The 26635-nt window shown below is 74.6% G+C and carries 19 protein-coding genes and 1 tRNA gene; 11 read left to right on the top strand and 9 right to left on the bottom strand.

Annotated features, from left to right (window positions below):
• Nucleotides 1-60 precede the first annotated feature (60 nt).
• The 4 genes from V5D56_RS11815 (at nt 61) to V5D56_RS11800 (ending at nt 3353) form a co-directional block, all read left to right on the top strand.
• Nucleotides 61-134 (top strand) — tRNA-Gly (locus V5D56_RS11815).
• Nucleotides 135-552: 418 nt separating this feature from the next.
• Nucleotides 553-1488 (top strand): cysteine synthase A, encoded by a 936-nt coding sequence (gene cysK / locus V5D56_RS11810; protein WP_435735531.1) that lies wholly within the window; start codon nt 553-555, stop codon nt 1486-1488.
• A 49-nt stretch (nt 1489-1537) separates the two neighbouring features.
• Nucleotides 1538-2125, top strand: a complete 588-nt coding sequence (epsC, locus tag V5D56_RS11805) for a serine O-acetyltransferase EpsC (RefSeq protein WP_435739014.1) — start codon at nt 1538-1540, stop codon at nt 2123-2125.
• Between the two features lie 163 nt (nt 2126-2288).
• Nucleotides 2289-3353, top strand: a complete 1065-nt coding sequence (locus V5D56_RS11800) for an LLM class F420-dependent oxidoreductase (RefSeq protein WP_435735530.1) — start codon at nt 2289-2291, stop codon at nt 3351-3353.
• A gap of 36 nt (nt 3354-3389) precedes the next feature.
• On the opposite strand, the gene V5D56_RS11795 is transcribed toward V5D56_RS11800, so the two are convergent.
• The gene (locus tag V5D56_RS11795; protein WP_435735529.1) at nt 3390-3752 is read right to left on the bottom strand and encodes an MGMT family protein; all 363 of its coding nucleotides are present in this window, start codon (nt 3750-3752) and stop codon (nt 3390-3392) included.
• A gap of 92 nt (nt 3753-3844) precedes the next feature.
• Between V5D56_RS11795 and V5D56_RS11790 the strand changes: the two genes are divergently transcribed.
• Nucleotides 3845-5233: a GNAT family N-acetyltransferase gene (locus V5D56_RS11790; RefSeq protein WP_435735528.1), complete on the top strand. Its 1389-nt coding sequence runs from the start codon at nt 3845-3847 to the stop codon at nt 5231-5233.
• Nucleotides 5234-5262: 29 nt separating this feature from the next.
• Here the strand turns inward: V5D56_RS11790 and V5D56_RS11785 are convergent, their stop codons facing one another.
• Both V5D56_RS11785 and V5D56_RS11780 read right to left on the bottom strand, forming a co-directional pair.
• Nucleotides 5263-6330: an Fpg/Nei family DNA glycosylase gene (locus tag V5D56_RS11785; RefSeq protein WP_435735527.1), complete on the bottom strand. Its 1068-nt coding sequence runs from the start codon at nt 6328-6330 to the stop codon at nt 5263-5265.
• Nucleotide 6331: 1 nt separating this feature from the next.
• The gene (locus V5D56_RS11780) at nt 6332-6793 is read right to left on the bottom strand and encodes a ribose-5-phosphate isomerase (protein WP_435735526.1); all 462 of its coding nucleotides are present in this window, start codon (nt 6791-6793) and stop codon (nt 6332-6334) included.
• A gap of 60 nt (nt 6794-6853) precedes the next feature.
• Between V5D56_RS11780 and V5D56_RS11775 the strand changes: the two genes are divergently transcribed.
• Nucleotides 6854-8911 (top strand): M13 family metallopeptidase, encoded by a 2058-nt coding sequence (locus V5D56_RS11775; RefSeq protein WP_435735525.1) that lies wholly within the window; start codon nt 6854-6856, stop codon nt 8909-8911.
• A gap of 72 nt (nt 8912-8983) precedes the next feature.
• Here V5D56_RS11775 and V5D56_RS11770 read toward each other — a convergent pair whose 3' ends face one another.
• Together V5D56_RS11770 and V5D56_RS11765 are read right to left on the bottom strand one after the other, a co-directional pair.
• Complete coding sequence (locus V5D56_RS11770) at nt 8984-10060, bottom strand: hypothetical protein (RefSeq protein WP_435735524.1); 1077 nt, start codon at nt 10058-10060, stop codon at nt 8984-8986.
• A 203-nt stretch (nt 10061-10263) separates the two neighbouring features.
• On the bottom strand, nt 10264-10863 hold the full coding sequence (locus V5D56_RS11765) for a mycothiol-dependent nitroreductase Rv2466c family protein (RefSeq protein WP_435739013.1): 600 nt from the start codon (nt 10861-10863) through the stop codon (nt 10264-10266).
• A gap of 276 nt (nt 10864-11139) precedes the next feature.
• Between V5D56_RS11765 and pepN the strand changes: the two genes are divergently transcribed.
• Nucleotides 11140-13731 (top strand): aminopeptidase N, encoded by a 2592-nt coding sequence (gene pepN, locus V5D56_RS11760; RefSeq protein ID WP_435735523.1) that lies wholly within the window; start codon nt 11140-11142, stop codon nt 13729-13731.
• 169 nt (nt 13732-13900) lie between these two features.
• Here pepN and malQ read toward each other — a convergent pair whose 3' ends face one another.
• The gene (gene malQ, locus V5D56_RS11755; RefSeq protein WP_435735522.1) at nt 13901-16075 is read right to left on the bottom strand and encodes a 4-alpha-glucanotransferase; all 2175 of its coding nucleotides are present in this window, start codon (nt 16073-16075) and stop codon (nt 13901-13903) included.
• 71 nt (nt 16076-16146) lie between these two features.
• Here malQ and V5D56_RS11750 point away from each other — a divergent pair, with 71 nt between their 5' ends.
• Nucleotides 16147-17214: a mechanosensitive ion channel family protein gene (locus tag V5D56_RS11750; RefSeq protein WP_435735521.1), complete on the top strand. Its 1068-nt coding sequence runs from the start codon at nt 16147-16149 to the stop codon at nt 17212-17214.
• 2 nt (nt 17215-17216) lie between these two features.
• Here the strand turns inward: V5D56_RS11750 and V5D56_RS11745 are convergent, their stop codons facing one another.
• Entirely contained in the window at nt 17217-17462 is a 246-nt protein-coding gene (locus V5D56_RS11745; RefSeq protein WP_251153910.1) for a PTS glucose/sucrose transporter subunit IIB, read from the bottom strand.
• A gap of 183 nt (nt 17463-17645) precedes the next feature.
• On the opposite strand from V5D56_RS11745, the gene ptsP reads away from it, so the two are divergent.
• The 3 genes from ptsP (at nt 17646) to V5D56_RS11730 (ending at nt 20900) form a co-directional block, all read left to right on the top strand.
• Nucleotides 17646-19343: a phosphoenolpyruvate--protein phosphotransferase gene (gene ptsP / locus V5D56_RS11740; RefSeq protein WP_435735520.1), complete on the top strand. Its 1698-nt coding sequence runs from the start codon at nt 17646-17648 to the stop codon at nt 19341-19343.
• 61 nt (nt 19344-19404) lie between these two features.
• On the top strand, nt 19405-19878 hold the full coding sequence (locus V5D56_RS11735) for a globin (protein ID WP_435735519.1): 474 nt from the start codon (nt 19405-19407) through the stop codon (nt 19876-19878).
• A gap of 68 nt (nt 19879-19946) precedes the next feature.
• A complete protein-coding gene (locus V5D56_RS11730) occupies nt 19947-20900 on the top strand; it encodes an acyl-CoA thioesterase (protein ID WP_435735518.1) in 954 nt (317 codons plus the stop codon).
• 39 nt (nt 20901-20939) lie between these two features.
• Here the strand turns inward: V5D56_RS11730 and V5D56_RS11725 are convergent, their stop codons facing one another.
• Together V5D56_RS11725 and V5D56_RS11720 are read right to left on the bottom strand one after the other, a co-directional pair.
• Nucleotides 20940-23678, bottom strand: a complete 2739-nt coding sequence (locus V5D56_RS11725) for a glycoside hydrolase family 48 protein (protein ID WP_435735517.1) — start codon at nt 23676-23678, stop codon at nt 20940-20942.
• Nucleotides 23679-23784: 106 nt separating this feature from the next.
• Entirely contained in the window at nt 23785-26625 is a 2841-nt protein-coding gene (locus tag V5D56_RS11720) for a substrate-binding domain-containing protein (protein ID WP_435735516.1), read from the bottom strand.
• Between the last annotated feature and the right edge of the window lie 10 nt (nt 26626-26635).

Below are 26635 nucleotides of genomic sequence, written 5' to 3'. Positions count from 1 at the left end.
TCGTCGGCCTGCTGCCGGTTTGCTAAGGTTGCGGCCGCAGGTCGGGAGCACCGGCCCGACGCGGGCGTAGCTCAATGGTAGAGCCTCAGTCTTCCAAACTGATTACGCGGGTTCGATTCCCGTCGCCCGCTCCACGACGTCTCCACGGGCGCCTCGCCACCTCGGCGGGGCGCCCGTCGTCGTCCGGTCGGCGGACGGCGTTGCCGCGCCCCGACGTGGGCGGATACGCTCGGTGCATCGGGCGCCCCGGCGCCGTCGACCAGGAGGAGCGAGGAATGACCGCGAGCACCGCGCGTCCCGCATCGCCCCGTCGCGCCCTCGTGCGCACCTCCTGTTGTCGCTGTCACGGCTGTCGCTGACGACCGCCGGACGCGTCCCACGCTCCGCGCACCCGTCGCACGCCCCCGGCTCCGTGCCCACGACGTCCTCCTCCGCGGCGGTGCCGCGTGCGGACGAGGTCCTCGCACGAAGCTCCCCCGGCCCGGTGCCCCGCACCGTCGCACCCCGTTGGTCCCCCTGGCTCGTCCCGAGCCGTCGACAGAAGAGGAAGCCATGGCACGCATCTACGACGACGTCACGAAGCTCGTCGGCAACACCCCGCTCGTCCGCCTCAACAAGCTCACCGAGGGCGTCGGCGCCACCGTCGTCGGGAAGCTCGAGTTCTACAACCCGGCGAACTCCGTGAAGGACCGCATCGGCGTCGCGATCATCGACGCGGCGGAGGCGTCGGGCGAGCTGAAGCCCGGCGGGACGATCGTCGAGGCGACGTCCGGCAACACGGGCATCGCGCTCGCGATGGTCGGCGCGGCGCGCGGCTACGACGTCGTGCTGACCATGCCGGAGACGATGTCGAAGGAGCGCCGCGCCCTGCTGCGCGCGTTCGGCGCCGAGCTCATCCTCACGCCGGGCTCCGAGGGCATGAAGGGCGCGGTGAACAAGGCCGACGAGGTCGTCGCCGAGCGCGAGGGCGCGATCCTCGCGCGCCAGTTCGCCAACGAGGCCAACCCGGCGATCCACCGTGCTACGACCGCGGAGGAGATCTGGGCGGACACGGACGGCGAGGTCGACATCGTCGTCGCCGGCATCGGCACGGGCGGCACCATCACGGGTGTCGGGCAGGTGCTCAAGGAGCGCAAGCCCGGCGTGCAGATCGTCGCGGTCGAGCCCGAGGAGTCTGCCATCCTCAACGGCGGCGCCCCCGGCCCGCACAAGATCCAGGGCATCGGCGCCAACTTCGTCCCCGAGATCCTCGACACCTCGGTCTACGACGAGGTCATCGACGTCAACGCGGAGACCGCCGTCGAGTTCGCGCGCCGCGCCGCCAAGGAGGAGGGCCTGCTGGTCGGCATCTCCTCGGGCGCGGCCATCGCGGCAGCCCTGCAGCTCGCCGCACGCCCGGAGAACGCGGGCAAGCTCATCGTGACGATCATCCCGTCGTTCGGCGAGCGGTACCTGTCCTCGATCCTCTACGCGGACCTGCTGGACTGACGTGACCGACCACAGGCCCGCGCGACGGACCGCCGGCACCCCGTCCCGGGTGCGGCGGTTCCTGCGCGTGCTCGCCGAGGACCTGGAGGCGGCCCGGCACCGCGACCCCGCGGCCCGCAGCCGCCTCGAGGTGGCCCTCGCCTATCCGGGCGTCCACGCGGTGTGGGCGTACCGGCTCGCGCACCGCATGTGGCGCGAGCCGGCGCTCCGCCTCCCGGCGCGGCTCGTGTCCCAGGCGGCGCGGGCCTTCACGGGGGTGGAGATCCACCCGGGGGCTCGGATCGGCCGCCGCCTCTTCATCGACCACGGCATGGGGGTCGTGGTCGGCGAGACCGCGGTCGTCGGGGACGACGTGGTGCTGTTCCACACGTCGACGCTCGGCGGGCGGTCGATGAAGCGCGGCAAGCGGCACCCCACTCTCGGGGACCGCGTGGTCGTGGGCGCGGGCGCGAAGATCCTGGGACCGGTGTGGGTCGGTGACGACGCGCAGGTGGGGGCGAACGCCGTCGTCGTCAAGGACGTCCCGGCGGGCGCGGTCGCCGTCGGGGTGCCGGCCCGTGTCCGCACGCCCGCCGTCGCCCGCCCGGGTGCCGAACCGGTCGAGGACCCGTCGTTGCTCATCGAGTACGTGATCTGACCCGGCGGCTCGGGCGCCCGGCCGGGTGCCCGAGCACGCCCGGGCGTCGGCTAGGGTAGGACCAGCGGTACCCGGGACGTTGCGTTTCGGATATCCCCCTGCCCGTCACGCCGGCCCGGGTACCGCCCTCACACCCTCATCCCCTCGACGACGAGGAGTCGCCTTGCGCCTCGGCATCCACACCGGCTACTGGTCCGCCGGTCCCCCCGAGGGCGTCGCGGAAGCCGTCGTCGCCGCCGACCGGCTCGGGGCCGACTCGGTCTGGACCGCCGAGGCCTACGGGTCCGACGCCTTCTCGCCCCTCGCGTGGTGGGGTGCCCGCACGTCGCGGATCCGCCTCGGCACGGCGGTCGCACAGATCTCCGCGCGCACGCCGACCGCGACCGCCATGGCCGCCCTGACGATGGACCACCTGTCCGGCGGGCGCTTCGTCCTCGGGCTCGGCGTCTCCGGCCCGCAGGTCGTCGAGGGCTGGTACGGCCAGCCGTACGCCCGCCCGCTCGCCCGCACGCGCGAGTACGTCGACGTGGTGCGCCAGGTCCTCGCACGCGAGGCACCCGTGACGAGCGCCGGTCCGCACTACCCGCTGCCCCTGCCCGACGGCGCGGGCACGGGCCTCGGCAAGGCGCTGCGGTCCACGGTCCACCCGCTGCGCGCCGACCTGCCGATCCACCTCGCCGCGGAGGGGCCGAAGAACATCGCTCTCGCTGCGGAGATCGCCGACGGCTGGCTCCCGCTCTTCTACTCGCCGCGCATGGACGACGAGTTCCGCGGGCTGCTCGCGGACGGCTTCGCCCGGCGCGCGCCCGAGCGCTCCGCCGTCGCCGACTTCGAGGTGAGCGCCACGGTCCCGGTGGTCGTCGACGAGCACGTCGAGCGCGCGGCGGACAAGGTCCGCCCGTTCCTCGCCCTGTACGTCGGCGGCATGGGCGCCAAGGGTGCCAACTTCCACCGTGACGCGCTCGACCGCCTCGGCTATTCGGCGGCGTGCGACGAGATCCAGGCGCACTACCTCGCGGGCCGCAAGGACCTCGCCGCCGCGGCCGTACCGACCGAGATGGTCGAGGACGTCGCGCTCGTCGGACCGTCGGAGAAGATCGCGCAGGACCTGCGTGCCTGGCAGGACACGGCCGTCACGACGCTGCTCGTCCAGGGCGACGCCACGGCCGTCACCACGCTCGCCGGGATGCTCGGCGGCGCTCCCTCGCCGGCGGCCACCACCGGCTGACGCGTCGGCGGGACGTCCCGGTCGCTGCCGTCCTGCTCAGTCCTGGTCCGGGAACCACACCGCACGGCGCAGGTCCACTCGGGTCCCGTCGCGCACGAGCGGGCACCCCTCGGCCCGCAGCTCGGCCATGGCCGCGTCCCGGTGATGGGCAGGGGGTGCGCCCGCCGCGTTGACGACGCGCCACCACGGGACGGGTGCGCCGTCGTCGTCCACGCCGGCCGACCCGGCGAGCACCGCCCCCACCTGACGCGGACCGCCGCGGTGCAGGGACTCGGCGACGACCTCGGCGACGAGGCCGTAGGTCGTCGCGCGGGCGGCGGGGACCTGCCGGACCAGCGCCAGCACGGCGGCCGCGTACTCCTCGGCCGGGGACGGCGTGGGTCGATCGGTCGCAGGCACGACCGGCACTCTACGGTCCGGGCTCGCGCGGCGCACGGACCCGGCACGGCAATCCCCTGGCACCGCAGCGGTCGAGCGGCCAGGATCGGCGCATGAGCCATCACGACCCCGCCCGCGCGACGTCGCGCCCCGCAGCCGCGCCCGACGGCGCTCCCGCCCTGCCCGACGGCTGCACGTTCGCCGACCTCGGTCCCGACGACCTGCGCGACGTCCTCGAGCTCGACACGTGGGCGTTCCCGTCGCCCGTGGAGGTCGACGACCTGGTCGCCCTCCCGTCGCCGCTGACGTGGTCGCGCACGGTCGGCGTCGTGCGGGACGTGGAGGACGGCGACGCCGAGCCCGTCGACGGCGCGGTCCCCGTACGGCGCGAGCTCGTCGGGCTGCACGCGTCGTACCCGTTCGCCCGGTTCCCGGTGCCGGGCGCCACGACGCCCGTGGCGGGGCTCACGTGGGTCGGCGTGCACCCGGCGCACCGGCGCCGCGGCCTGCTCACCGCCATGATGCACCGGCACCTCGCGGACTGCCGCGAGCGCGGCGAGGCAGTCTCGGCGCTGTTCGCCGCGGAGGCGCCGATCTACGGCCGGTTCGGCTACGGGCGAGCTGCTGACGACCTGCGGGTGGCGGTCCCCCGCGGGGCGAGGCTGCGCGACGTCCCTGGCGCCGAGCGGCACACCGTCCGGATCGAGCGCGCGGACCGCGCGCGGCACGGCGATCTCGTCGCGTCGCTGCACGAGCGTGCCGGCGCCGACCCGACGGGCCGTGCGGGTGACGTGCCGCTGAACCGTCCGGGCTGGGCGACGCGCGAGACGCCCGAGCTGCAGGCGTCGTACTGGGGCGACCCGCCCGCGTTCCGCCGCGGTCAGGAGTCGATGCGGATCGCGGTCGTCGAGCTCGACGGCGAGCCGCGCGGGTACGCGCGGTTCCGTCGCACGCTCTCGTGGGAGCCGACCGGGCCGCGCGGCACGGTGTCGACCGGGGAGGTCGTCGCGCTCGACGCCGCGGCGGCTCGGGCACTGTGGGGCGTGCTCACCGACCTCGACCTCTCGCACGAGGTCACGCCGTTCATGATCCCCGTCGACGACGCGCTCACCCAGCTCCTCGTCGACCCACGGGCGGCGACGCCACGGCTCGCGGACAACGTCTGGATCCGGGTGGTCGACGTCGCCGCGGCGCTGTCGGCGCGACGGTACGCCGCGGACGTCGACGTCGTCCTGCACGTGACCGACCCGAGCCTCCCGGACAACGCGGGACACTGGCGCCTGCGCGCCGAGGCGTTCGGCCAGGCCCGCGCGGAGCGCACGGACGACGCGGCCGACCTCTCGCTCGACGTGCGCGAGCTCGGCGCGGCGTACCTCGGCGGCGTGACCCTCGCGGCGCTCGCCGTCGGCGGGTTCGTCGCGGAGCACACGCCCGGTGCGCTCGCCCGCGCGAGCGCGGCGTTCTCCTGGCCCGTGGCGCCGATGTGCAGCTGGGTGTTCTGAGGCAGGGTTCGCCCCGGCCCCGGGAGTCCTCAGACCTGGCAGGACGGGCAGCGGTAGAGGCTGCGGCCCGAGAGCTCGGAGCGCACGACCGTCGTGCCGCACACGCGGCACGGCAGTCCGTCACGGTGGTAGACGTAGAACGCCGCGTCGGCAGGGACGGCGTCGGGCGCGCCGTCCGTGTTCTGCCGCACGCGCGCCCGGCCGCGCCCGGCCTGCACAGGACTGCCGGCGACGAGGGTCCGCGCGGTCCCGGCGTCGCGGTCCTCGGGGCGCGTCGTGACGATCGCCCCGGTCCGGGTCCCGTCCCTCATGAGCACGACGAGGTCGTCCCACAGGTCGCGCAGGACGTCCGCGGGGACGTCCCGGCCCGGGCGCAGCGGGTCGAGCCGGGCTCTGAACAGGGACTCGGCGCGGTAGATGTTCCCGACGCCCGCCACGACGTCCTGGTTCATGAGGAGCAGCCCCACCGGGCTGCGCGAGCGCCGTACCGCGGTGACGAACACCCCGCGCGGGTCCGGGTCGCCCGGCGCGGGCTCGCGGATCGGGTCGGGCCCGAGGCGGGCCTCGACGGCCCGCTTCTCGTCACCGGTCACGACCTCGCACGCCGTCGGGCCGGTGAGGTCCGCGACGGCGTGCTCCCCCACGAGCCGGACGCGGACCGCGCCGCGTGGCGGCGGAGGCGACCACGCGTCGTCGGGCCCTGCGACCGGACCGACGCCCGGCTCCGGCGCCGGGACGGTCTCCCGCTCGCCCACACGACGCCGCGGCGCCCCGATGGCGTGCACGACGGCGGCGCTCCCGTCCCCCGCGAACGTCCACGCGCCGTACAGGCCCAGGTGCACCCGCAACCAGCGCGTGGGCTGCCGGCCCGGGTCGTCCGTCCGGTCCTGGACGGCACCGTCGGGCGCGTCGGACGGCGCCGCGAAGCCGAGGAAGAGCTGCTTGCCCCACGCCTCGCTCGCGACGAGCACCTGGCCGTCGAGGAGCGCCGCACCGGCGGCGAACCGGCCCTGCGGGCTGGTCGCCGCGAGCCGCTGCCCCGAGAAGAGGTCCCCGAACGCGCGCGCGAGCCGGTGGACGGTGTGCCCCTCCGGCACCTCAGGCGGAGGCGCCGCGCGACGCCTCGTACGCGGCGAGCTGGTCGATGCGGCGCTGGTGGCGCGGGTCCTGGCTGAAGGGCTCGGCGAGGAACGCGTCGACGAGCGCGACCGCCTCGTCGACGGAGTGCTGGCGGGCGCCGACCGCGACGACGTTCGCGTCGTTGTGCTGACGGCCCAGGCGCGCGGTCTCGAGGTTCCACGCGAGAGCGGCACGGACGCCGGTCACCTTGTTCGCGGCGATCTGCTCGCCGTTGCCGGAGCCCCCGATGACGACGCCGAGCGAACCTGGGTCGGCGACGACGGCCTCGCCCGCGGCAAAGCAGAACGACGGGTAGTCGTCGAGGGCGTCGTACTCGTGGGCCCCGTGGTCCACGACGTCGTGGCCCGCGGACCCGAGGTGCTCGACGAGGTGGACCTTGAGCTCGTACCCCGCGTGGTCGGAGGCGATGTGAACGCGCATGCGCCCATCATGCCGCAGCAGCACCCCGGACCGTGGGGAGGAGGCCGTAGCCTGAGACGCATGACACAGACCTCCTCCTCGACCACACCCGCGTCCCCGACCGCACCCGCGCCGGCCGAGCGAGGGTCCGGCATCGACCTCACCGCTCTCGACGCCGGCGTGCGGCCCCAGGACGACCTGTACCGGCACGTGAACGGCCGCTGGCTCGCGACCCACGAGATCCCCGCCGACCGGGCGATGGACGGCGCGTTCCGCGCGCTGCACGACCAGGCCGAGGTGCACGTGCGGGAGATCATCACGGACCTCGGCGAGGCGGTGGCCTCGCGTGCGGGCGACGTCGGCCCGGACGCCGCGAAGGTCGGCGCGCTGTACGCGAGCTTCATGGACACCGAGCGCATCGAGGCGCTCGGCACGGCACCGCTCCAGACCGACCTCGCGCTCGTCGCGGCGGCGACGACGCAGGCCGAGCTGACAGGCGCTCTCGGCGCCCTGCAGCGCACCGGCGGGGCGGGCGCCGTCGGGTTCTGGGTCGACAACGACGCGAAGGACCCCGAGCGCTACGTCGCCTACCTCTACCAGTCCGGCCTCGGCCTGCCCGACGAGGCGTACTACCGCGAGGACCAGTACGCGCCCGTGCGCGAGAAGTACGTCTCCCACGTCACGCGGATGCTCGGCCTCGCGGGCGTCACCACCGAGACGTGGGGCGCCGCGCCCGAGGACGCGGCGCAGCGGGTCGTCGCGCTCGAGACCAAGCTCGCCGCGAACCACTGGGACGTCGTGCGCGACCGCGACGCGGACCTCACGTACAACCCCCGCACGCTCGTCGCGCTGGCCGACGAGGCACCCGGGTTCGACTGGCGCGCCTGGGTCCTCGCGCTCGGTGCGCCCGAGGGGTCCCTCGACGACGTCGTCGTGCGCGAGCCCGACTTCGCGACCGGCTTCGCCGGGCTGTGGGAGTCCGAGCCCCTCGCGGACTGGAAGCTGTGGATGGTCTACCACCTGGTGACCGCCCGGGCGCCGTACCTCACGGACGAGATCGTCGAGGCGAACTTCGACTTCTACGGCCGGACGCTGTCCGGGGCGCAGGAGGTGCGCGAGCGCTGGAAGCGCGGCGTGTCGGTCGTCGAGGGCGCGCTCGGCGAGGCCGTGGGCGCCCAGTACGTCGCGCGGCACTTCCCTCCCGCGCACAAGGCGCGCATGGAGGAGCTCGTCGCGCACCTGGTCGCGGCGTACCGCGAGTCGATCCAGGGCCTCGACTGGATGACCGAGGGCACCAAGACGAAGGCCCTCGCCAAGCTCGAGGCGTTCACGCCCAAGATCGGGTACCCGGTGAAGTGGCGCGACTACTCGGCGCTCGTCGTCGAGCCGGACGACCTCGTGGGCAACGTCCGGCGCGCGCACGCGTTCGAGCAGGACCGCGAGCTCGGCAAGATCGGCAAGCCGCTCGACCGTGACGAGTGGTTCATGACGCCGCAGACGGTCAACGCCTACTACAACCCGGGGATGAACGAGATCGTCTTCCCCGCGGCGATCCTCCAGCCGCCCTTCTTCGACCCGGACGCCGACGACGCCGTCAACTACGGCGGGATCGGCGCCGTCATCGGCCACGAGATCGGGCACGGGTTCGACGACCAGGGCTCCAAGTACGACGGCGCCGGCCGCCTCGAGGACTGGTGGACACCCACCGACCGCGACGAGTTCGAGAAGCGCACGAAGGCGCTCATCGACCAGTACGACGCCTACCGCCCCGAGCAGCTCCCCGAGGACGGGCCGCACGTCAACGGCGCGCTGACCATCGGCGAGAACATCGGCGACCTCGGCGGCCTGTCGATCGCGCTCAAGGCCTACCGGATCGCGCTCGGCCGGCCGCTGTCCGAGGCACCCGTGGTCGACGGCCTGACCGGCATCGAGCGCGTGTTCCTCGGCTGGGCCCAGGTCTGGCAGTCGAAGGGGCGCGACGAGGAGGTCGTGCGCCGCATCGCCACCGACCCGCACGCGCCAAACGAGTTCCGGTGCAACGGCGTCGTGCGCAACGTCGAGGAGTTCTACGAGGCGTACGACGTCCAGCCCGGCGACGCGCTGTACCTCGCGCCCGAGGACCGCGTGCGCATCTGGTGACGGACCGACGCAGGGGTGGTTCCCGGGCCGATGTGCCCGAGAACCACCCCTGCGTCGTCGTCCGCCGGCCCGTCAGAGCGAGCGGATGCCCGCCTTGGCGACCGTGAAGCCCTTGCCCGTGGCGTCGTCACGGCACGTCACGCCCGTGTTCTCGCTGTCGCACGTGTACCCGCCCACGGTCTTCGACTGACCGTACGGAAGCACCTCGACGTCCCCCGCGGCGGGCTGCGGCTGCTCCGCGGCCGGCACGCAGGGCTGGACGACACCGGCGTCGTCGAGGACGACGCGGTAGCCGACGGAGCCCTCGCAGCCGGAGACGGGCGCAGGCTGCGTCGCGAGCTCGGCGATCGAGCACGTGACGCCGACGTCGGTCATCTCGCACGCGATGTTGCGCGTCTCGGACGCGAAGGCCTCGGTGACCGTCGGGGCCTGGGTCGTGGGCTCGGCGTCCTGGGTGGTGCCGGCGGACGGTGCAGCGCCCGGGTCGGCCGGGTCGTCCGCGCCGCCTCCCCCGCCGAGGAGGGAGATCGCGAACACGACCGCACCGATGACGAGGAGCACGTCGACGACGATGAAGGCGATCCAGCCCGGGCTCAGCCGCCCGGACGACCCGCGGCCGCGGCCGGAGTCACCGTTGCCGCCGCGGCGCGCAGGGGGCGGGGAGACCGGGCCACCGCCAGAGGGGGCGGGCGCCGGGGACGCCGCGGCCGCTGCGGGCGGGTGGTACGCGGGCTGCGCCGCCGCCGGCGGTGCGGCCGCCGCGCCGTAGGCCGCAGCCTGGGCGGCCGACGGCGCGTACGCGGGCGGCGGGGCGTAGGCGGGCGCCGGGGCGTACGCCGGGGACTGCGCCGGGACGGCGGAGAAGCCGGCCTGGTCGGTCGCGTACCGCACCCGCTGCGGCGGGACCGCGGCGGCCTGCACCGGAGAGGGCGCCGGGACCGCCGCCTGCACGACGGTGGCCGCCCCGTCGGTGTACGCGGGCTCGGAGGAGCGCTGCGCCGACGGGGTGGACGGGGCGAACGTCGGCGGGGCACCGGCCGACCACGCGGTCGTGCTGTCGATCGGCGTGTCCGCACGGCGGGCAGCCGGCGTCCCCGGGACGCCGCCGGGGGGCGGCGGCGGGGGCGGCACGGGTGCGTTCGGGGACATGCTCGGCTCCTTGCGGACTCCTCGTCGGACCCGCCCGGCCGTCGCCGGGCGACGCGCGGGCCCGGTCTCGGCGGGCCCGCAACCGATGAAGCATGGCACGACGCCCCGCCGCCGGTCGAACCTCGACGGATGCTGGGAGCCCGTCCGGCGGCACCCTCGGAGACGGTGGGCCGCGCCCTCGCGGGGAGGGCGCGGCGCCAGGGTCAGTCGAAGACCGGGCCCTGGGTGCGCGTCCGCTTGAGCTCGAAGAAGCCCGGCGTGCCGGCGACGAGGACGCAGCCGTCCCACAGGCGACCGGCGGCTTCGCCCTTCGGCGCGGGGGTGACGACGGGACCGAAGAACGCGGTGTCGCCGAACGCGACGACGGGCGTGCCGACGTCCTCCCCGACGCGGCCGATGCCCTCGGCGTGCGACGCACGGAGCTGCTCGTCGTAGGCGTCGCTCGTCGCGGCGTCCGCGAGCGCCGCCGGCAGCCCGACCTCCGCGAGCGCCTCGGCGATCACGCCGTCGTAGTCCTCGCGGCCGCCCGGGTGAACGCGCGTGCCGATCGCGTCGTAGAGCGGTTTGACGACGTCGTCGCCGTGCTCGACCCGGGCGGCGGTGACGACGCGGACCGGTCCCCACGCCTTGTCCATGAGCTCGCGGTACGTCGGGGGCAGCTCGCGCCCCTCGTTGAGCACGGCGAGGCTCATGACGTGCCAGCGGACGGTCACGTCGCGCACCTGCTCCACCTCACCCATCCACCGGCTCGTCATCCACGCCCACGGGCACAGCGGGTCGAACCAGAAGTCGGCGACCTGCACACCGGCCTGCGGCCCGGCCTGCGAGTCGGCAGCGTCGTGCGGGTCGGTGACGGGTGCGGTCGTGTCCGACGGCGCGGAAAGGGTCACGGTCTCTGCTCTCCTTCGTGCGGGGTCGCCCGCCGGACGCGTCCGACGGGCCTTCGTCGTCTGTACCCGACACCGCGCGGGCCCCGGGTATTCCCGACGTAATCCCCGAGGGTGGGCGCGGGCGCGCGTGGGATGATCATCCGTGGCTCACAGGCCGTGACCGAGCCCCATCGAGACCGAGGAGTTGCAGTGCCCGGAGAGAACCTCACCCGCGCCGAGGCGAGCGAGCGCGCGGCGATCGTCGACGTCCGCTCGTACGACGTCGCGCTGGACCTGACGACGGGTGCGACGACGTTCGCCTCGACCACCGTGGTCCGGTTCACCGCCACGGAGGGAGCATCGACGTTCGTCGACCTCGTCGCCCCGTCGGTCCGCGAGGTGGTGCTCAACGGACGCTCGCTGGACCCGGCCGAGGTCTTCGCGGACTCGCGCATCGCGCTCGACGGGCTCGCCGCGGACAACGAGCTGCGCGTCGTCGCGGACTGCGGCTACACGAACACGGGCGAGGGCCTCCACCGCTTCGTCGACCCCGTCGACGGCGAGGTCTACCTCTACACGCAGTTCGAGGTGCCGGACTCGCGGCGCGTGTTCGCGGTGTTCGAGCAGCCCGACCTCAAGGCGACGTTCGCGTTCACGGTCACCGCGCCCGCGGCGTGGCAGGTCGTGAGCAACCAGCCCACGCCCGAGCCCGAGGCGCTCGGCACGGTCGCCGACCCGACCGGCACGGGCGCGGGCGACGTGGCGGTCGCCCGCTGGGCCTTCGACCCCACGCCGCGCATCTCCTCCTACATCACCGCGCTCGTCGCGGGCCCGTACGTCGTGGAGCGCAGCGAGCTCACGTCGTCGGACGGCCGCACGATCCCCCTCGGCGTCTTCGCGCGGGCGTCGCTCGCCGAGCACCTCGACGCCGACTACGTGTTCGACAAGACCCGCGAGGGGTTCGCCTTCTTCGAGAGGGCGTTCGAGCACCCGTACCCGTTCGACAAGTACGACCAGCTCTTCGTGCCCGAGTACAACATGGGCGCGATGGAGAACGCGGGCTGCGTCACGTTCACCGAGACGTACGTGTTCCGCTCCAAGGTCACGGACGCCGTGAAGGAGCGTCGCGTCGTGACGATCCTGCACGAGCTCGCCCACATGTGGTTCGGCGACCTCGTGACCATGAAGTGGTGGAACGACCTGTGGCTCAACGAGTCGTTCGCGGAGTACGCGTCAACGCTCGCGACGGCCGAGGCCACCGAGTGGACCGAGGCGTGGACGACGTTCACGGCCATGGAGAAGTCCTGGGCGTACCGCCAGGACCAGCTGCCCTCGACGCACCCGATCGTCGCGACGATCAACGACCTCGAGGACGTGTTCGTCAACTTCGACGGCATCACGTACGCCAAGGGCGCGTCGGTGCTCAAGCAGCTCGTCGCGTGGGTCGGCCAGGAGCAGTTCCTCGCCGGTGTCGCGGCGTACTTCCGCAAGCACGCCTGGGGGAACACGGAGCTGCGCGACCTCCTCGTCGAGCTCGAGGCGACGAGCGGGCGCGACCTCACCGACTGGTCGGCGAAGTGGCTCGAGACGGCGGGGGTCAACACGCTCCGCCCGGAGATCGAGCTCGACGCGCACGGGCGCATCGTCTCGTTCGCCGTGCTGCAGTCCGCGACCTCCGAGCACCCGACCCTGCGCCCCCACCGCCTCGGGATCGGCTTCTACGACCTGCAGCCGGTGGACGGCGGACGAGCGCTGTCTCGCGTGCACCGCGTCGAGGTCGACGTCGACGGCCCGCGCACCGAGGTGCCCGAGCTGCTCGGTCTCGACCGGCCACAGCTCGTGCTGCTCAACGACGACGACCTCGCGTACGCGAAGATCCGGCTCGACCCGGCCTCGCTCGCCGTCGCGACCGAGCACCTCGCGGACATCACCGACCCCCTGGCCCGCTCGCTCGTGTGGGGCTCCGCGTGGGACGCGACGCGCGACGGCGAGTCGCCGGCGAGCGACTACGTGCGCCTCGTGCTCGGCAACATCGCGCGCGAGACCGAGTCCACGACGATCCGCACGACCCTCAACCAGCTCGCGCTCGCCGCGAAGACGTACGTCGCGCCCGAGCGGCGCGCGGACACGCTCGTCGAGGTCGGCGACACCCTGTGGGAGCTCGCCGGTCAGGCGGACGCCGGCTCGGACCTGCAGTTCCAGCTCGTGAAGTTCTTCGCGCACCTCGCCTCCACGCCGGCGCACGGTGACGCCCTGCGCGGGCTCCTCGACGGGACCGCGGCGCTCGACGGTCTGGAAATCGACACGGACCTGCGGTGGGAGATCCTCGAGGGCCTCGTGCTCCTCGACCTCGCCGACGACGCCGCGATCGAGGAGACCCTCGCGGACGACTCGACCGCCACGGGCCAGCAGTCGGCCGCCCGCGCCCGCGCCACCGTCCCCACGGCGGAGGCCAAGCGCGCCGCGTTCGACCGGCTCGTCGCCACCGACGGCGCGCCGAACGCCATCGTGCGGGCGACGACGCAGGGCTTCCAGCACGTCAACGACCCGGCGTCGCTCGCGCCGCTGGTCGGCGCGTACTTCGACGCGCTGCTCCCGCTGTGGGACGAGCGGTCGTACCACATCGCCGAGGCGCTCGTCACGGGCCTGTACCCCGCGCCGCTCGCGACCGCGGCGCTGCGCGACGCGACGCAGGAGTGGCTCGACGCCAACGCGGAGGCCGCACCCGCGCTGCGCCGCCTCGTCGTCGAGAACCTCGCGGGCGTCGAGCGCGCCCTCACGGCCCAGGCCGCCGACGCCTGACCCGCCCACGGGCAGCACCGTGGTCACCGAGACTGAGCTGCCCCGGCCGAGATAGAGCCCAGGTCCGCGAGGTAGAGCCGTGGTCGCCGAGATAGAGCCCTGGTCGATCGACCAGGGCTCTATCTCGGCAGCCGGGGCTCTACGTCGGCGACCGGGGCTCTGTGTCGCGTCAGAGCGGGTCGTTCATCGCCTTCGCGAGCGAGCGGAGCCGCGCGTTGTCGAAGAGGTCCTCGAGCAGGACGACGTTGCCCGACGCGTCGCCGAGCGGCACCTTCCAGTTCGGGTACTCGGTGTTGGTGCCGGGCTGGTTCTGCGAGCGCCGTTCCCCCACCGCGTCGGCGAGCGAGACGCCGACCAGGGCCGCCGGCGTCTGCCGGACCAGCCGGTGCAGCGCCTCCACGAGCTCGCGCTCGGACGGGTCCTCTCCCACGAGCCCGCGCTCGGCCAGGAAGGCGAGCATCGCGTCGCGCTCGGCGCGCGCGGCGCGGCGCACGTCCGCGACGGGCTCCGTGAGGACCCCGAGCCGGTCGCGCAGCTCGACGTGCTCGCCGGCGAGGTAGCCCGCCGTGGGCGGCAGGTCGTGCGTCGTGACGGTGGCGAGCGTGAGGGGCCGGTACTCCTCGGGGGGCAGCGGGGCGCCGTCGTCGGTGCGCTCGAACCACAGGACCGACGTGCCGAGGACGCCGCGCTCGGACAGGTAGTCCCGCACCCACGGCTCGAAGACCCCGAGGTCCTCGCCGATGACGATCGCGCCCGCACGGTGCGCCTCGAGGCACAGGATGCCGATCAGGGCCTCGTGGTCGTAGCGGACGTAGGCGCCGGCGTCGGCGCGCGCGCCGCCCGGGATCCACCACAGGCGGAACAGGCCGATGACGTGGTCGATGCGGATCGCGCCCGCGTGGCGCAGGACCGTGCGCAGCATGTCGCGGTACGGCCCGTACCCGGCCCGTGCGAGGGCGCGAGGGTGCCACGGCGGCTGGGACCAGTTCTGTCCCTGCTGGTTGTACATGTCCGGAGGTGCGCCGACCGAGACCCCGGTGGCGAGGACGGCGCGGTTCGCCCAGACGTCCGCTCCCTCGGAGTGCACGCCGACCGCCAGGTCGTGCATGATCCCGACGGTCATCCCCGCCTCGCGCGCGGTGCGCTGCGCGACGCGGAGCTGCTCGTCCGCGACCCACTGGAGCCAGCAGTAGAACTCGACGCGGTCGGCCACGTGCTCACGCAGCGCGGCGACGGTGGGGCTCGACGGATCCGTCGCGCCCGGCGGCCAGTCGCGGTCGCCGTAGTGGTCGACGAGAGCGCACCACGTCGCGAAGTCCTCGAGCCCTCGGCCCTGCTCGGCGCGGAACGCCTCGAACGACGCCTGCCGCGCCGTCGAGCGGGGTGCCGCGAAGACGACCTCGAGCGCGGCCTTCTTGGCCTCCCACGCGGCGTCCCGGTCGATCGGGCCCGGGTCCGTGCACAGGTCGCGCACCGGGTCGAAGGACCACTCGACGAGGGAGCGGTCCGCGGCCGAGAGGTACGCGGTCTCGCGGATGTCCTCGACGCGCAGGTACAGCGGGTTGACGAACCGCCGGCTCGTCGGCAGGTAGGGCGACGGGGTCATCGGGGTGCGGGGCTCGGCGGCGTGCAGCGGGTTGACGAGCACGAAGTCGGCGCCGGCCTCGCGTGCCGACAGCCAGGCGAGGTCTGCCAGGTCCGCGAGGTCGCCGACGCCCCACGACGCGCGCGACCGGACCGAGTAGAGCTGCGCCATGAACCCCCAGGTCGGGTTGTCGACGACCGCCTCCGGCAGCTCGAGGCGCCGCGGCGTCACGACGAGCGTCGCGCGCGCCTGCGTCCCCCCGCTCTCGGCGTGCAGGTCGTGCCACCCGAGCGGCAGGTCCGCAGGGACCTCGAACGTCGCGCGCCCGACGGGGCGCCCGTCGACCGTCCGCGGCTCGACGAAGACGTCGAGCTGGCTGAGGTCCCGTCGCTCGCGCGCGGCGCGCGCGTGCGGTCGTGCGGGGCGCTGCTCGGCCTCGAGCTCGACCCACACCTCGACGGGCGCGCCGTCGACCACGTGCACCGGGACGGGGATGGCGTCGCCCTGGCGCACGACGACCGTGGGCGGGAGCATCTGCCGCCACGCGTCGTCGCGCGAGTGCTCGAGGGACACCGCGACCTTCTCCGGCGACGACGCCGGCACGCCCAGCGCCTCGAGGACGGCGACGAGCGTCGAGGCCCGGACCTGCCGCTTCGTCCCGTCGAAGCCCCAGAAGTCGGACGCCACGCCGTGGGCGTCGGCCAGCTGCACCAACGGCTCGGGCAGGTCCGTCTGAGAGGGTTCGCTCACGCACCGCATCCTGCCAGAACGGGGGCGTCGGGGCAGGTCCTCGGCCCGGCGCGCCCAGGAGCGGCGGGTAGCCTGCCGCCATGCTCCCCACCTTCCTGACCGAGATCCCCTCCGATCCGGACGGCTTCGACGCGAGCAACCCCGACGACTGGCTGACGTGGTTCGTCGGCGTCCCCCTGCGCGTGATCCTCATCGTCGCGATCGGCTCGATCGCGCTCGCCCTCCTGCGCCGGGTGATCCGCCGCGTCACCGACCACATCGCCGACGGCACGCCGTCCCTGCGCAGCGCGCGGCTCAAGGGCCTGGGCCAGACGGAGGTCGGCAGCGCGCTGCTGCGGGCGAACCCCCTCGCCAACGCGCGCCGCGCGGCGCGCGCCCGCACGATCGGGTCGGTGCTGCGGTCCGCGGCGAACATCATCATCGGCACGACCGTGGTCCTCATGGTCCTCGCGGAGCTGGGCCTGAACATCGGCCCGTTCCTCGCGTCCGCCGGGATCGCGGGCGTCGCGCTGGGCTTCGGCGCGCAGAGCCTCGTCAAGGACTTCCTGTCCGGCACGTTCATGCTGCTGGAGGACCAGTACGGCGTCGGCGACGTGGTCGACTTCGGCGAGGTGGTCGGCACCGTCGAGGAGGTGGCCCTGCGCGTCACGAAGGTCCGGGCGGGTGACGGCACGCTCTGGTACGTGCGCAACGGCGAGATCCTGCGCACGGGGAACCTCACCCAGGAGTGGGGCCGCGCCGTGGTCGAGGTGCGCGTCGCCTACTGGGCCGACGTCGCCCAGGTGCGCTCGGTGCTCCTCCAGGCGGCGGAGGGCGTGCGCGCCGACCCGGTGCTCGGCGTCTCCGTGATGGAGCCGCCCGAGGTGCTCGGCATCGAGGAGCTCACCGCCGAGGCGATGCTGCTGAAGGTGCAGATCAAGACGCAGGCCGCGCAGCAGTGGGAGGTCGGACGCGCGCTGCGCGCGGCAGTCCGCGAGGCGCTGGAGGACGCGCGGATCCCGCTCGCGGGTGCGCAGCAGGTGGTCGTCCTCGACCACTCCCCCGCGGAGCGGGACGACGACGGGTCGCGCTCCGCGGGGCGCTCGGCCGCGCGGGGGGCTGCTGCGGCGGCCGCCGTGCGCAAGCCCGGCGCCGCCGGACCGGCCTGACGTCAGCGCAGGCCGTCGAGCTCCGCCGCCAGGTTGTCGGCCTCCGGGCCGACGATGACCTGCACGACGCGGCCCGAGCGGACCACGCCGAACGCTCCCGTGGCCTTGAGCCGCGCCTCGTCGACCAGCTCGGGATCGGTGACCTCGACCCGCAGCCGCGTGATGCAGGGCTCCAGGTCCACGACGTTGCCCTGGCCCCCGAGGGCGTCGAGGATCTGCTGGGCCTTCTGGTCCGAGGGGGTGCTCATCGAAGTCGTCTCCTGAGGCGAGTGCGGGAGGTGCCCGGACGGCGGATCCGGGGTGTCGGGGTGCCGTGCACCCTGGGGACAGCCTAGTCTCCTGGCACGGTTGTCACCGGATCGACGCCACGGTGAAACGGCGATGCAACGCCCGTGTGCTCGCGTGGCGCGGAGGCGGACAGGAGCGAGCTCGTGGGATCGCAGGACGAGGTGCGGCAGGTCATCACCGGTATCGGCGTGTGCGCCGGGACGGTGGTCGGGCCGGTCGTGCTCATGCCGGAGGCGGTCGCGGAGCCCGCACCCGGGCTGCGCCTGCCGCCGCGTGCGGACCACGAGGCGCAGGCGCGCCGCGTGGACGACGCCGCGCGTCAGGTCGTCGCCGACCTCGAGCGCGCCGCCGCGGCGGCGCACGGCGAGAGCCACGACGTCCTCGAGGCGACCGCGGCGATGGCGGCCGACCCGACGCTCGCGGCCGACGCCCGCCGTCGTGTCCTCGACGACCACCTCGTCCCCGAGCGCGCCGTGTGGGAGGCCGCCGACGACGTCGCGCGCCGTCTCGTCGAGCTCGGCGGGTACTTCGCGGAGCGGGCGCGCGACGTCGCGGACGTCCGGGACCGGCTGGTCGCCGCGCTCACCGGCCGACCCGCGCCCGGCGTGCCGGAGCACGCCGAGCCGTTCGTGCTCGTCGCCCCCGACCTCGCGCCGTCGGCCACCGCGGCGCTCGACCCCGCGCGCGTCCTCGCGATCGTCACCGACGGAGCCGGTCCGACGTCCCACACGGCCATCGTCGCCAACGCCAAGGGCATCCCGGCGGTCGTCGCGGCCGTCGGGGCGAGCGCCGCGCTCGCGCCCGACGACCTCGTCCTCGTCGACGGCTCGGCGGGGACCGTCGTCGTGCACCCGTCGCCCGAGCAGGTCGAGGCAGCGCGCGCCCGCGGGCAGCAGGCGCGCACGTTCGACGGCACGGGCCGGACGCGCGACGGCCACCGCGTCCAGCTCCTCGCGAACGTCGGCGACCCGGCGGGCGCGGCGCCGGCCGCGGCGGCGGGCGCCGAGGGGGTCGGGCTGTTCCGCTCCGAGTTCTGCTTCCTGGACCGCGACGAGCCGCCGACGGTCGCCGAGCAGGTCGCGGCCTACCGGACGGTCCTGCGCGAGTTCCCCGGGCGCAAGGTCGTCGTCCGCACGCTGGACTCGGGCGCCGACAAGCCCCTGCACTTCCTCACCGTCGCCGACGAGGAGAACCCGGCGCTCGGTGTGCGCGGCCTGCGCACGGCGGCGCACTGGCCGGACCTCCTGGAGCAGCAGCTCGACGCGATCGCGCAGGCCGCCGCCGCGGAGGAGGCGGAGGTCTGGGTCATGGCGCCGATGGTCTCGACCGTCGGCGAGACGGAGTGGTTCGTCGAGCGGTGTCACGCGCACGGGCTGGAGGTGGCCGGGGTGATGGTCGAGGTGCCGAGCGCCGCGCTGCTCGCGGGCCCGATCCTCGCCCGCGCCGCGTTCGCCTCGATCGGCACGAACGACCTGACCCAGTACACGATGGCGGCCGACCGGCTCCTCGGGTCGCTCGCCGAGCTGTCCGACCCGTGGCAGCCCGCGGTGCTGCGCCTCGTCGCCGCGACGTGCGAGGGCGGCGCCCAGCAGGCACGGCCCGTGGGCGTGTGCGGCGAGGCCGCCTCGCACCCCGTGCTCGCGGTCGTCCTCGTCGGGCTCGGCGTGACCTCCCTGTCGATGACGGCACGGGCGATCCCCGACGTCGCGGCGCTCCTGCGCGAGGTCGACCTCGACGAGTGCCGCCGCCTCGCGCGCCTCGCCCTGGACGCCGAGAGCGCGGCCGCCGCGCGCGCCGTCGTGCGGGAGAACCTGCCGCAGCTCGTCGCGCTCGGCCTGTGATCCTCGCCGCACGGCGCCCGGCGTGCCCGGACGGTCCGGCTCGCGGTGCGAGGATGGGCGGGTGACCACCGAGCCCACCCCGCGCACGATGCTGCCGGTCGCCGGTCTGACCAACGGCGCCGTGCCCACCGGCCCCGCTGCTCCCCCGACCCGCCCGAGCCGCACGTTCTACGACGAGGTCGGCGGGCACGAGACGTTCGTGCGCCTCGTCGACGCGTTCTACGAGGGCGTCGCGCAGGACCCGGTGCTGCGGCCCATGTACCCCGAGGAGGACCTCGGCCCGGCGCGCTGGCGTCTGACGGCGTTCCTCGAGCAGTACTGGGGCGGGCCCACGACGTACAGCGAGCAGCGCGGCCACCCGCGCCTGCGGATGCGCCACGGCGGCTTCAGGGTCAACCCGGACGCGCGCGACCGCTGGCTCGCGCACATGCGCGCGGCGGTCGACTCTCTCGGTCTCGCGCCGATCCACGAGGCGACGCTGTGGGACTATCTGGAACGCGCCGCGCACTCGCTCCTCAACACGTTCGACGACTGAGCCGCCAGAGCGCCCACCGCCGCGCACGCCACGCACGCCACCGACGCCGAGCCGAGGAGACCAGACCCGTGACCTCCGAGCACCCCGAGACCGACTCCGCGCCGTCGCCCGGCCCGACGTCGCCCGCCGCCCCGGCCGTCCAGGTCCCCAACCCGCTGGGCCACCTCCTCGAGGTGCTGCAGCTCGAGCGCGTGGGCGACGGGGACGGCTCCGCGGCCGACCCGGAGCACTTCCGCGGCGTCAGCGTCCACCAGCCGACAGGGCGCGTGTACGGGGGCCAGGTCCTCGCGCAGGCGGTGCTCGCCGCGGGGCGGACCGTCCCCGACGGGCGCCTCCCCCACTCTCTCCACGGCTACTTCCTGCGCCCCGGCGACCTCGGCGTGCCGATCGACCTCGCGGTCGAGCGGCTGCGCGACGGTCGCTCGTTCAGCGCGCGCCGCACGCACGCGATCCAGCACGGCAAGCCGATCCTGTCGATGATCGCGTCGTTCCAGGAGGAGCAGGGCGGGATCGAGCACTCGTCGCCCATGCCCGACGCGCCCGACCCGGAGACCGTGCCGTCGGCGCTCGACGTGCTCGGCGGGATCGACCACCCCATCGCCCGCTTCTGGTCCCACCACTCGGCGTTCGAGCTGCGCCACGTCGGCGGGTCGCTCTACCTCGGCCCCGACGGCGAGCCCAAGGACCACCAGATGGTGTGGATGCGCGCCCGGGGCGACGTGGGCGACGACCAGCTCCTGCACCGCGCGCTCATGGCCTACGCGTGCGACCAGGTGATGCTCGAGCCGATCCTGCGCGAGGCCGGGATCGCCTGGGTCACCCCGGGGATCTCGATCGCGAGCCTCGATCACGCCATGTGGTGGCACCGCGACGTGCGCGTCGACGAGTGGCTGCTGTACGTGCAGTCCGCGTCGAGCGCGCAGGGCGGTCGTGGCCTCGGTGCCGCGCGCGTGTTCGCCCAGGACGGGACGCTCGTCGCATCCATCGCGCAGGAGGGCATGGTCCGCCTCCCGGCGCTGTGAGCACCGGGAGGCGGACCGTTCGGCGTCCTCAGCGCGGCGTCAGCCGCACGTGACGGACGTGTCGGCCGGCGGCGCGCCGGTGCCGATGAACCCGAACGACGTGCTCGCGCCGGCCGCGAGCGTGCCGTTCCAGCCGACGTTCGACGCGGTGAGCACTCCCCCGCTGACGCTCGTCGTCGCGTTCCAGGACTGGGACAGACCGCCCGGAGCGAGGTCGAGCGCGACGGTCCACCCGGCGACGCCGGACGGTCCGGCCGTCACCGTGACCTCACCCTGGTAGCCGCCGTTCCACGACCCGCGCGTCGCGTAGGCCGCCGTGCACGCACCAGGCTCGGGCCCGCCGTCGTCCTCGGCCGTGGTCGCCTCGACGGCGAGCGAGATCGGCGAGATGTTGCCCGCCGCGTCGCGCGCCCGGACCGTGTAGCGGTACGTCGTCTCCGGCGAGAGGTCCTCGTCGGTGTACGTCGTGCCCGACGCGGTCCCGACCCGCACGCCGTCGCGCAGGACGTCGTAGCCCACGACGCGCACGTCGTCGGTCGAGGCCGTCCACGACAGCGACGCGGTCGACGTCGTCGTCCCGGTCACCGTGAGGCCGGTCGGGGTGGTCGGTGCCTCGGTGTCGTCCGGCGGGACGTCCTCGCCGAACAGCCGGTCGTAGTCCGCGAGCGCCGTCGCGACCGCCGTCTGCGCCCAGAACCGGTGGTACCGGAACTGGGGCGCCGGGCCGCCGTCGAGGTGCGCCTGGACCTTGGCCCAGTCCGGGTCGTCGAGGTAGAAGGAGCGCAGGTCCAGGAAGGAGACCCCCGGCTCGATCACGTCGCCGTTCGGCATCGTGCCGGACCAGCCCGCGGGCACGTACGTGCCGTTCCCGGTCGGGGACGTGAGGACGTCGTCGAAGCGACCGAAGTCGTTGCGGGTCTCGTCCGACGCGACGCCGACCGGGTCGCTGTTCTGCTCCCAGATCGCGTCGAGCAGGTCGCGTGCCGTCTCCTGGGCGACGGTGTCGCCCGACCCGGCTGCGTAGTACATGAGCGTGCGGGCGAGCGCGCCGGCGACGCCGACGTCCTGGCCGTAGCTCTTGACGCTCACGGACAGCCCGGAGTTGTCGCCGGGGTTCGCGGGGTCCCACGTGTCGGGCTTGCCGGTCCAGGTGAGCTCGGACGGGATCTGCCACGAGTCCTCGGTGACCGTGATGTGGTCCACGACCCACGGCACCCACCCGTCGAGGATGTCCTCGGCGCGCTCGTCGCCGGTCTCGTGGTAGAGCTGCGCGATGCGCTCCATGCCCCAGCCCTGCATGCCCATCCACTGGTTCGACGGCGGGTCGTGGTAGACCGGCGCCTCGGTGTACGCCATGCCGTAGAACGTCGGCGTGCCGGCGGGTCGGGCCGCGTAGGCGCCGTCCCACGAGTTCGTGGCGCCGCCTGCGATGCCGCCCTCGGGGGCCTGGAGCCACTGGAACAGCTCGATCTGACGGTCGAGGCTCTTGCTCCAGTCGTCCGCGGCCGTCGGTGAGGACGGCTCGAGCGCGGGGTCGTTGGCCAGCGCCCACGCCGCCATGGGGTTCTGGTACCCGAAGTGCGCGTGGCTCGAGCCGATGCGCCACGCCCACGGGCTCGCGGTGTCGAGCGCCCCGCCCCACGCGTAGTACCAGGAGAGCAGGTAGTGCGCGCTGTCCTTGCCCGTGCCGGCGGCGCACGACGTCGACGCGCAGCCGGGGGTCTTGAAGTACTTGTCGAACAGCGCGTAGCGCAGGTAGTCACCCATCTTCGAGGCCTTGCCGACGGTCTCGGCGACGGCCTCCGGCTGGCCCTGCTCGGTCGCGAACTTGTTCGCCCAGTACGCGGCCTCGACGGCGCGCGCGTCGGCGTCCGGGGCGTTCGTGTACTTCCACTGCTTCGCGTACGACGCGTCGCCCGTGAACAGGTCGAGGTAGCCGTTCTCGCCGCCGAAGCTGAAGTCGTCGATGGACGGCTGCGGGATGGTCTCCCAGACCGACTCCTGCGGCCCACGCTGGAAGGTGTTGATGTAGGAGGTGCCCTCGTGGTCGGGACCCAGGAGCGTGGACGACCCGGGCGCGGCGCCGAAGCCGTAGACGTTGTCGACGTCCGCGAGCCAGTGCATCCCGTAGATCTCGGGCGTCCCGTACGTCTGGCGCAGCTCGGCGCCGATGGGGTCCTTGCCCGTCGTGACGCCGCTCGTGATCTGCGACGGGTACGCGCTCGGGTGGTTGTACTCGGCCGCGTACGTGGCCGGGCTGCCCGGGTTGTACGCCGCGTTGGTCGGCTGGTTCTCCGTCGTGGGGATCATGTACTGCTCGAGCGTGTCCCACGCGTGGTTGAACGGCTCCCAGTCGCCCGTGACCTGCCCGTAGGACGTCTCGAGCCACAGCCAGAAGGAGTACGCCTCGGACGTGGTCTCGTGCCCGTAGTCGGGTGCCTCGACCATGAGGGTCTCGACCGCGTGGTACGGGATGCCCTGCGGGGAGAAGTAGCCGTTCGCCGGGTCGTGGATCTTGTCGTAGAGCTCGAGGAAGCGCTGCGTGTACTCGCCGTCGACGGCGAGCGTGACGGCGGCCTCGTCCGCCGGGGCGGGCGCGGCGGGCAGCGCGCTCGCCGGCTGGACCGCGGCCAGCGCCGCGAGCGTCGCACAGGCGGTGAGCGCGGCGGCGACCGTGCGGCCTCGACGGCCGCGACGCCCCGGTCCGACCGGCCGGGCAGGCACAGCGGGGGCGTGCGGTGGTGGTGGCGGCGCGGCGCGCCGGGACGTGCGTGACATCGTGCTCCCTCTCGTCGTCGAGCCCCGTCACGACGGTCCGGGCCCGCCCTCGTCGGCGGACCCGTCGCAGCGGGTGGGCTCGACTGTCGTCACGGCGGCCGAGCGCTCACAACGGCCGAAACGTTTCGGAGACCCGGAGGCGGGACAGGCTCGGCAGGCTCCCCCGGGCGCGGCGTCGCGCGAGCGCGGCGCCCGCACGACGCAGGAGCTCGCCCGAGTCGGGGGCGGTGGTGACGCCCCCGACGTGCTCGACGACGATGCCCTCGCCGAGCGTCGCCCCCGCGCGGGCGGCGGTCCGCACGGCGTCCTCGGCGGACGTCCCGTCGAGCAGGACGACGAAGTCGTTCGGGGCGAGCTCGCACACCGAGCCGGCGTCACCTACGGCGCCCCGCAGGCGGTGGAGCGCGGGCACCGTCGGCGGGGTCGTGAAGCCGACCGCGAGCACGTGCGCGTCGTACCCGGCGACCCGGCGTGCGCGCTCGACGGACTGTGCGAGCCGGTCCACGAAGAGCTCCCGGTGCAGCACGCCGGAGTCCGGGTCGACGAGCACGCGCTCGCGCAGCTCGCTGCGGTACCGCTCGACGTCCGAGAGGACCGCGAGCGCGCCGACCATCCGTGCGGGCCGTCCTCCGGCGTCGTGCACCGTGACCGCGCGGCACCGCACCCGGACGTGCTCGCCGTCGGCGCACCGGAGCCGGTGCTCGACGTCGAGCGGCTCCTTCGTGCCGGCGAGCTGTGCGGCGAGCGCCGCGTGCACCGCCTGGACGTCGTCCGGGTGCACGCGCCCGAGCCACTCGTCGGGGTCGTCGCGCAGGTCCCGCGTGTCGCAGCCGACGATCTGCGCCCAGGCCGGGGAGTACTGGACCGTCCCGGCCTCGACGTCCCACTCCCAGGTCCCGTCGTGCGACGCGATGGAGACGAGCGCCGCACGCTCGGCGCCGGCCTCGACCTCGAGCACGAGCTCGCGCACGCGCTCGGCCGCGTCGGCGAGCGCGTGCTGCTGGTCCTGCAGGGACGTGAGCAGCGCCTCCTGGTCGAGCGCGACCGCGAGCATCGCGGCCCAGTGGTTGTAGCGCTCGCGCGTGCTGGTCGAGCGCGTGTCGAGGAGCCCTCCCACGACGAGGAACCCCCAGTCGGAGCGCCCGAACGCGACGGGTGCCACGATCGTCATCGACCGGGGGTCGAGGAGCTCGCGCGGGGGGAACTCCGCGGTCGGGAACCTGGCGTCCACGAGCCGTTCGACGCCGCTCCCGCCGCCGCGCACCCCGACGATCCGCAGGACGCGCCGCGCGCTGCCGTCACCGGCGTCGTCCCACAGCGCGAGGGCGGCGGTCCCGCCGACGCCGCGCGGCAGCCAGTCGAGCCGGCGCAGCGCCTCCCCGTCGCCCCGCAGCAGCCCCAGGTCGACCTCGCACAGGTCCACGAGGTCCTGCTCGAGGCGACCGGTCCGGGCGAGGGACCCGTGGGCGCACCCGCGGGCGAGCGCCACGACGACCTCGGTCGCCGTCGCCCGCAGCGCGTCGGCGCGCGCCGTCGCCGAGACCGGAGCCCGGTCGCGGTGCGCGCTGCGCGCGAGCACCGTCCGGCCCAGCTGCGTCGCGGCGGCGCTCGCCCGGCGTCGGCGCACGTCCCGCACGAGCTCCGCGACCTCCGCCTCGAACGCCGGGACGAGCTGCTCGAGCGCCTCCTGCGAGGGTCGCAGCGCCGCGGTGCGGTCCGCGAACGATCGCAGGGCCGACGGCGGAGGCACCACCGCGCCCTCGGCCGCCCCCCGCAGCATGTGCCGGAGCAGGTGGAGCCAGGCGTCGAGCGGCGCCGGACGCCGCACCGCCTCCCCCGGGCGCGCACGGCGTCGGGAACCGCGCACGTCGCCCCGCTCGGCCACGGAGGCGAACACGACTCGCGCGACGTCGTCGAGCGGACGGACCGGAGGGGTCCCGGTGGGCGGGGCGTGCCCCGCGTGCACTGGCGGCAGCGGGGGCTCGGCCGGTGGCCGGGCCGCTGCCACCGCGCCGGTGGCGTCGCTGCGCGCGCCCGTCCGGATCAGCTCGCCCTGGGTTCCCTCGAGGCAGCCGCACGACTCCCGGCGGATGAGCGCCGCGCGGCCGAGACGGTTCTCGCGGCCGACGTTCTCGCCCCGTGCCCGCGCGACGAGCAGCTCAGCGACCCGCTCCCCCACCTGGTCGTGCAGCGGGTCGACGGTCGAGAGGCGCGGACGCGACCGGGCGCCGGCGTCCGCGTGGTCGAACCCGACGACGGCCTGCGCCGCCGGCAGCTCGAGGCCGGCCGCCTGGAGCCCGCGCATGAACCCGATCGCGTTGCGGTCCGTCGCCGCGAGGGTGGCCGTCGTCGGCAGCCCGCGCGCGGCGAGGCGGCGTGCGACCGACTCCGCGCTCGCCTCCTGGTTGTCGCGCGTCCGGTAGACCCAGGACGGCGAGAACGGCAGGTCGTGCGCGTCGAGGGCCGTGCGGTACGCGTCGAACCGCTCGAGCGTGTCCCGCTGCTCGGTGTTGCCCAGGAAGCCGATCCGCCGGTGGCCGTGGCCCGCGAGGTGGTCGACGGCCGCCCGGACGCCGCCCGCGTTGTCGGGCGCGACGGTGGGCGCGCGCAGCCCTTCCGCGCGCACGCCGAGGAGGACGAGCGGGACGCCCGAGGCGTCGAGCTCGCGCAGCTCGGCGTCCGCGAGCGCCGTCGTCATGACCACGAAGCCGTCGAACGACGACCGCCCGAGCACCGGCCTGCGCCCCGGCGGCCCCGGGAACTCGTCCCTGTCGAGATCTGCTGGATAGGTCTGCAGCGCCACGACACGGTGCCCGTGCGAGCGCAGCACCCGCGCTATCCCCGCCAGCGACCGTCCGAAGTAGAAGCCCCCCACCACCGGGCACAGCACCCCGAACGTGAGCTGCTCCCCTGGCTGTCTCGGTCGCCTCGTCGCGTCCGTCGACATGTGTCTCACC

The organism is Cellulosimicrobium sp. PMB13, assembly GCF_051294865.1.
Classification (GTDB): domain Bacteria; phylum Actinomycetota; class Actinomycetes; order Actinomycetales; family Cellulomonadaceae; genus Cellulosimicrobium.
Note: the sequence above shows the minus strand (reverse complement) of the source record. Positions and strands in the feature narration are given on the sequence as shown.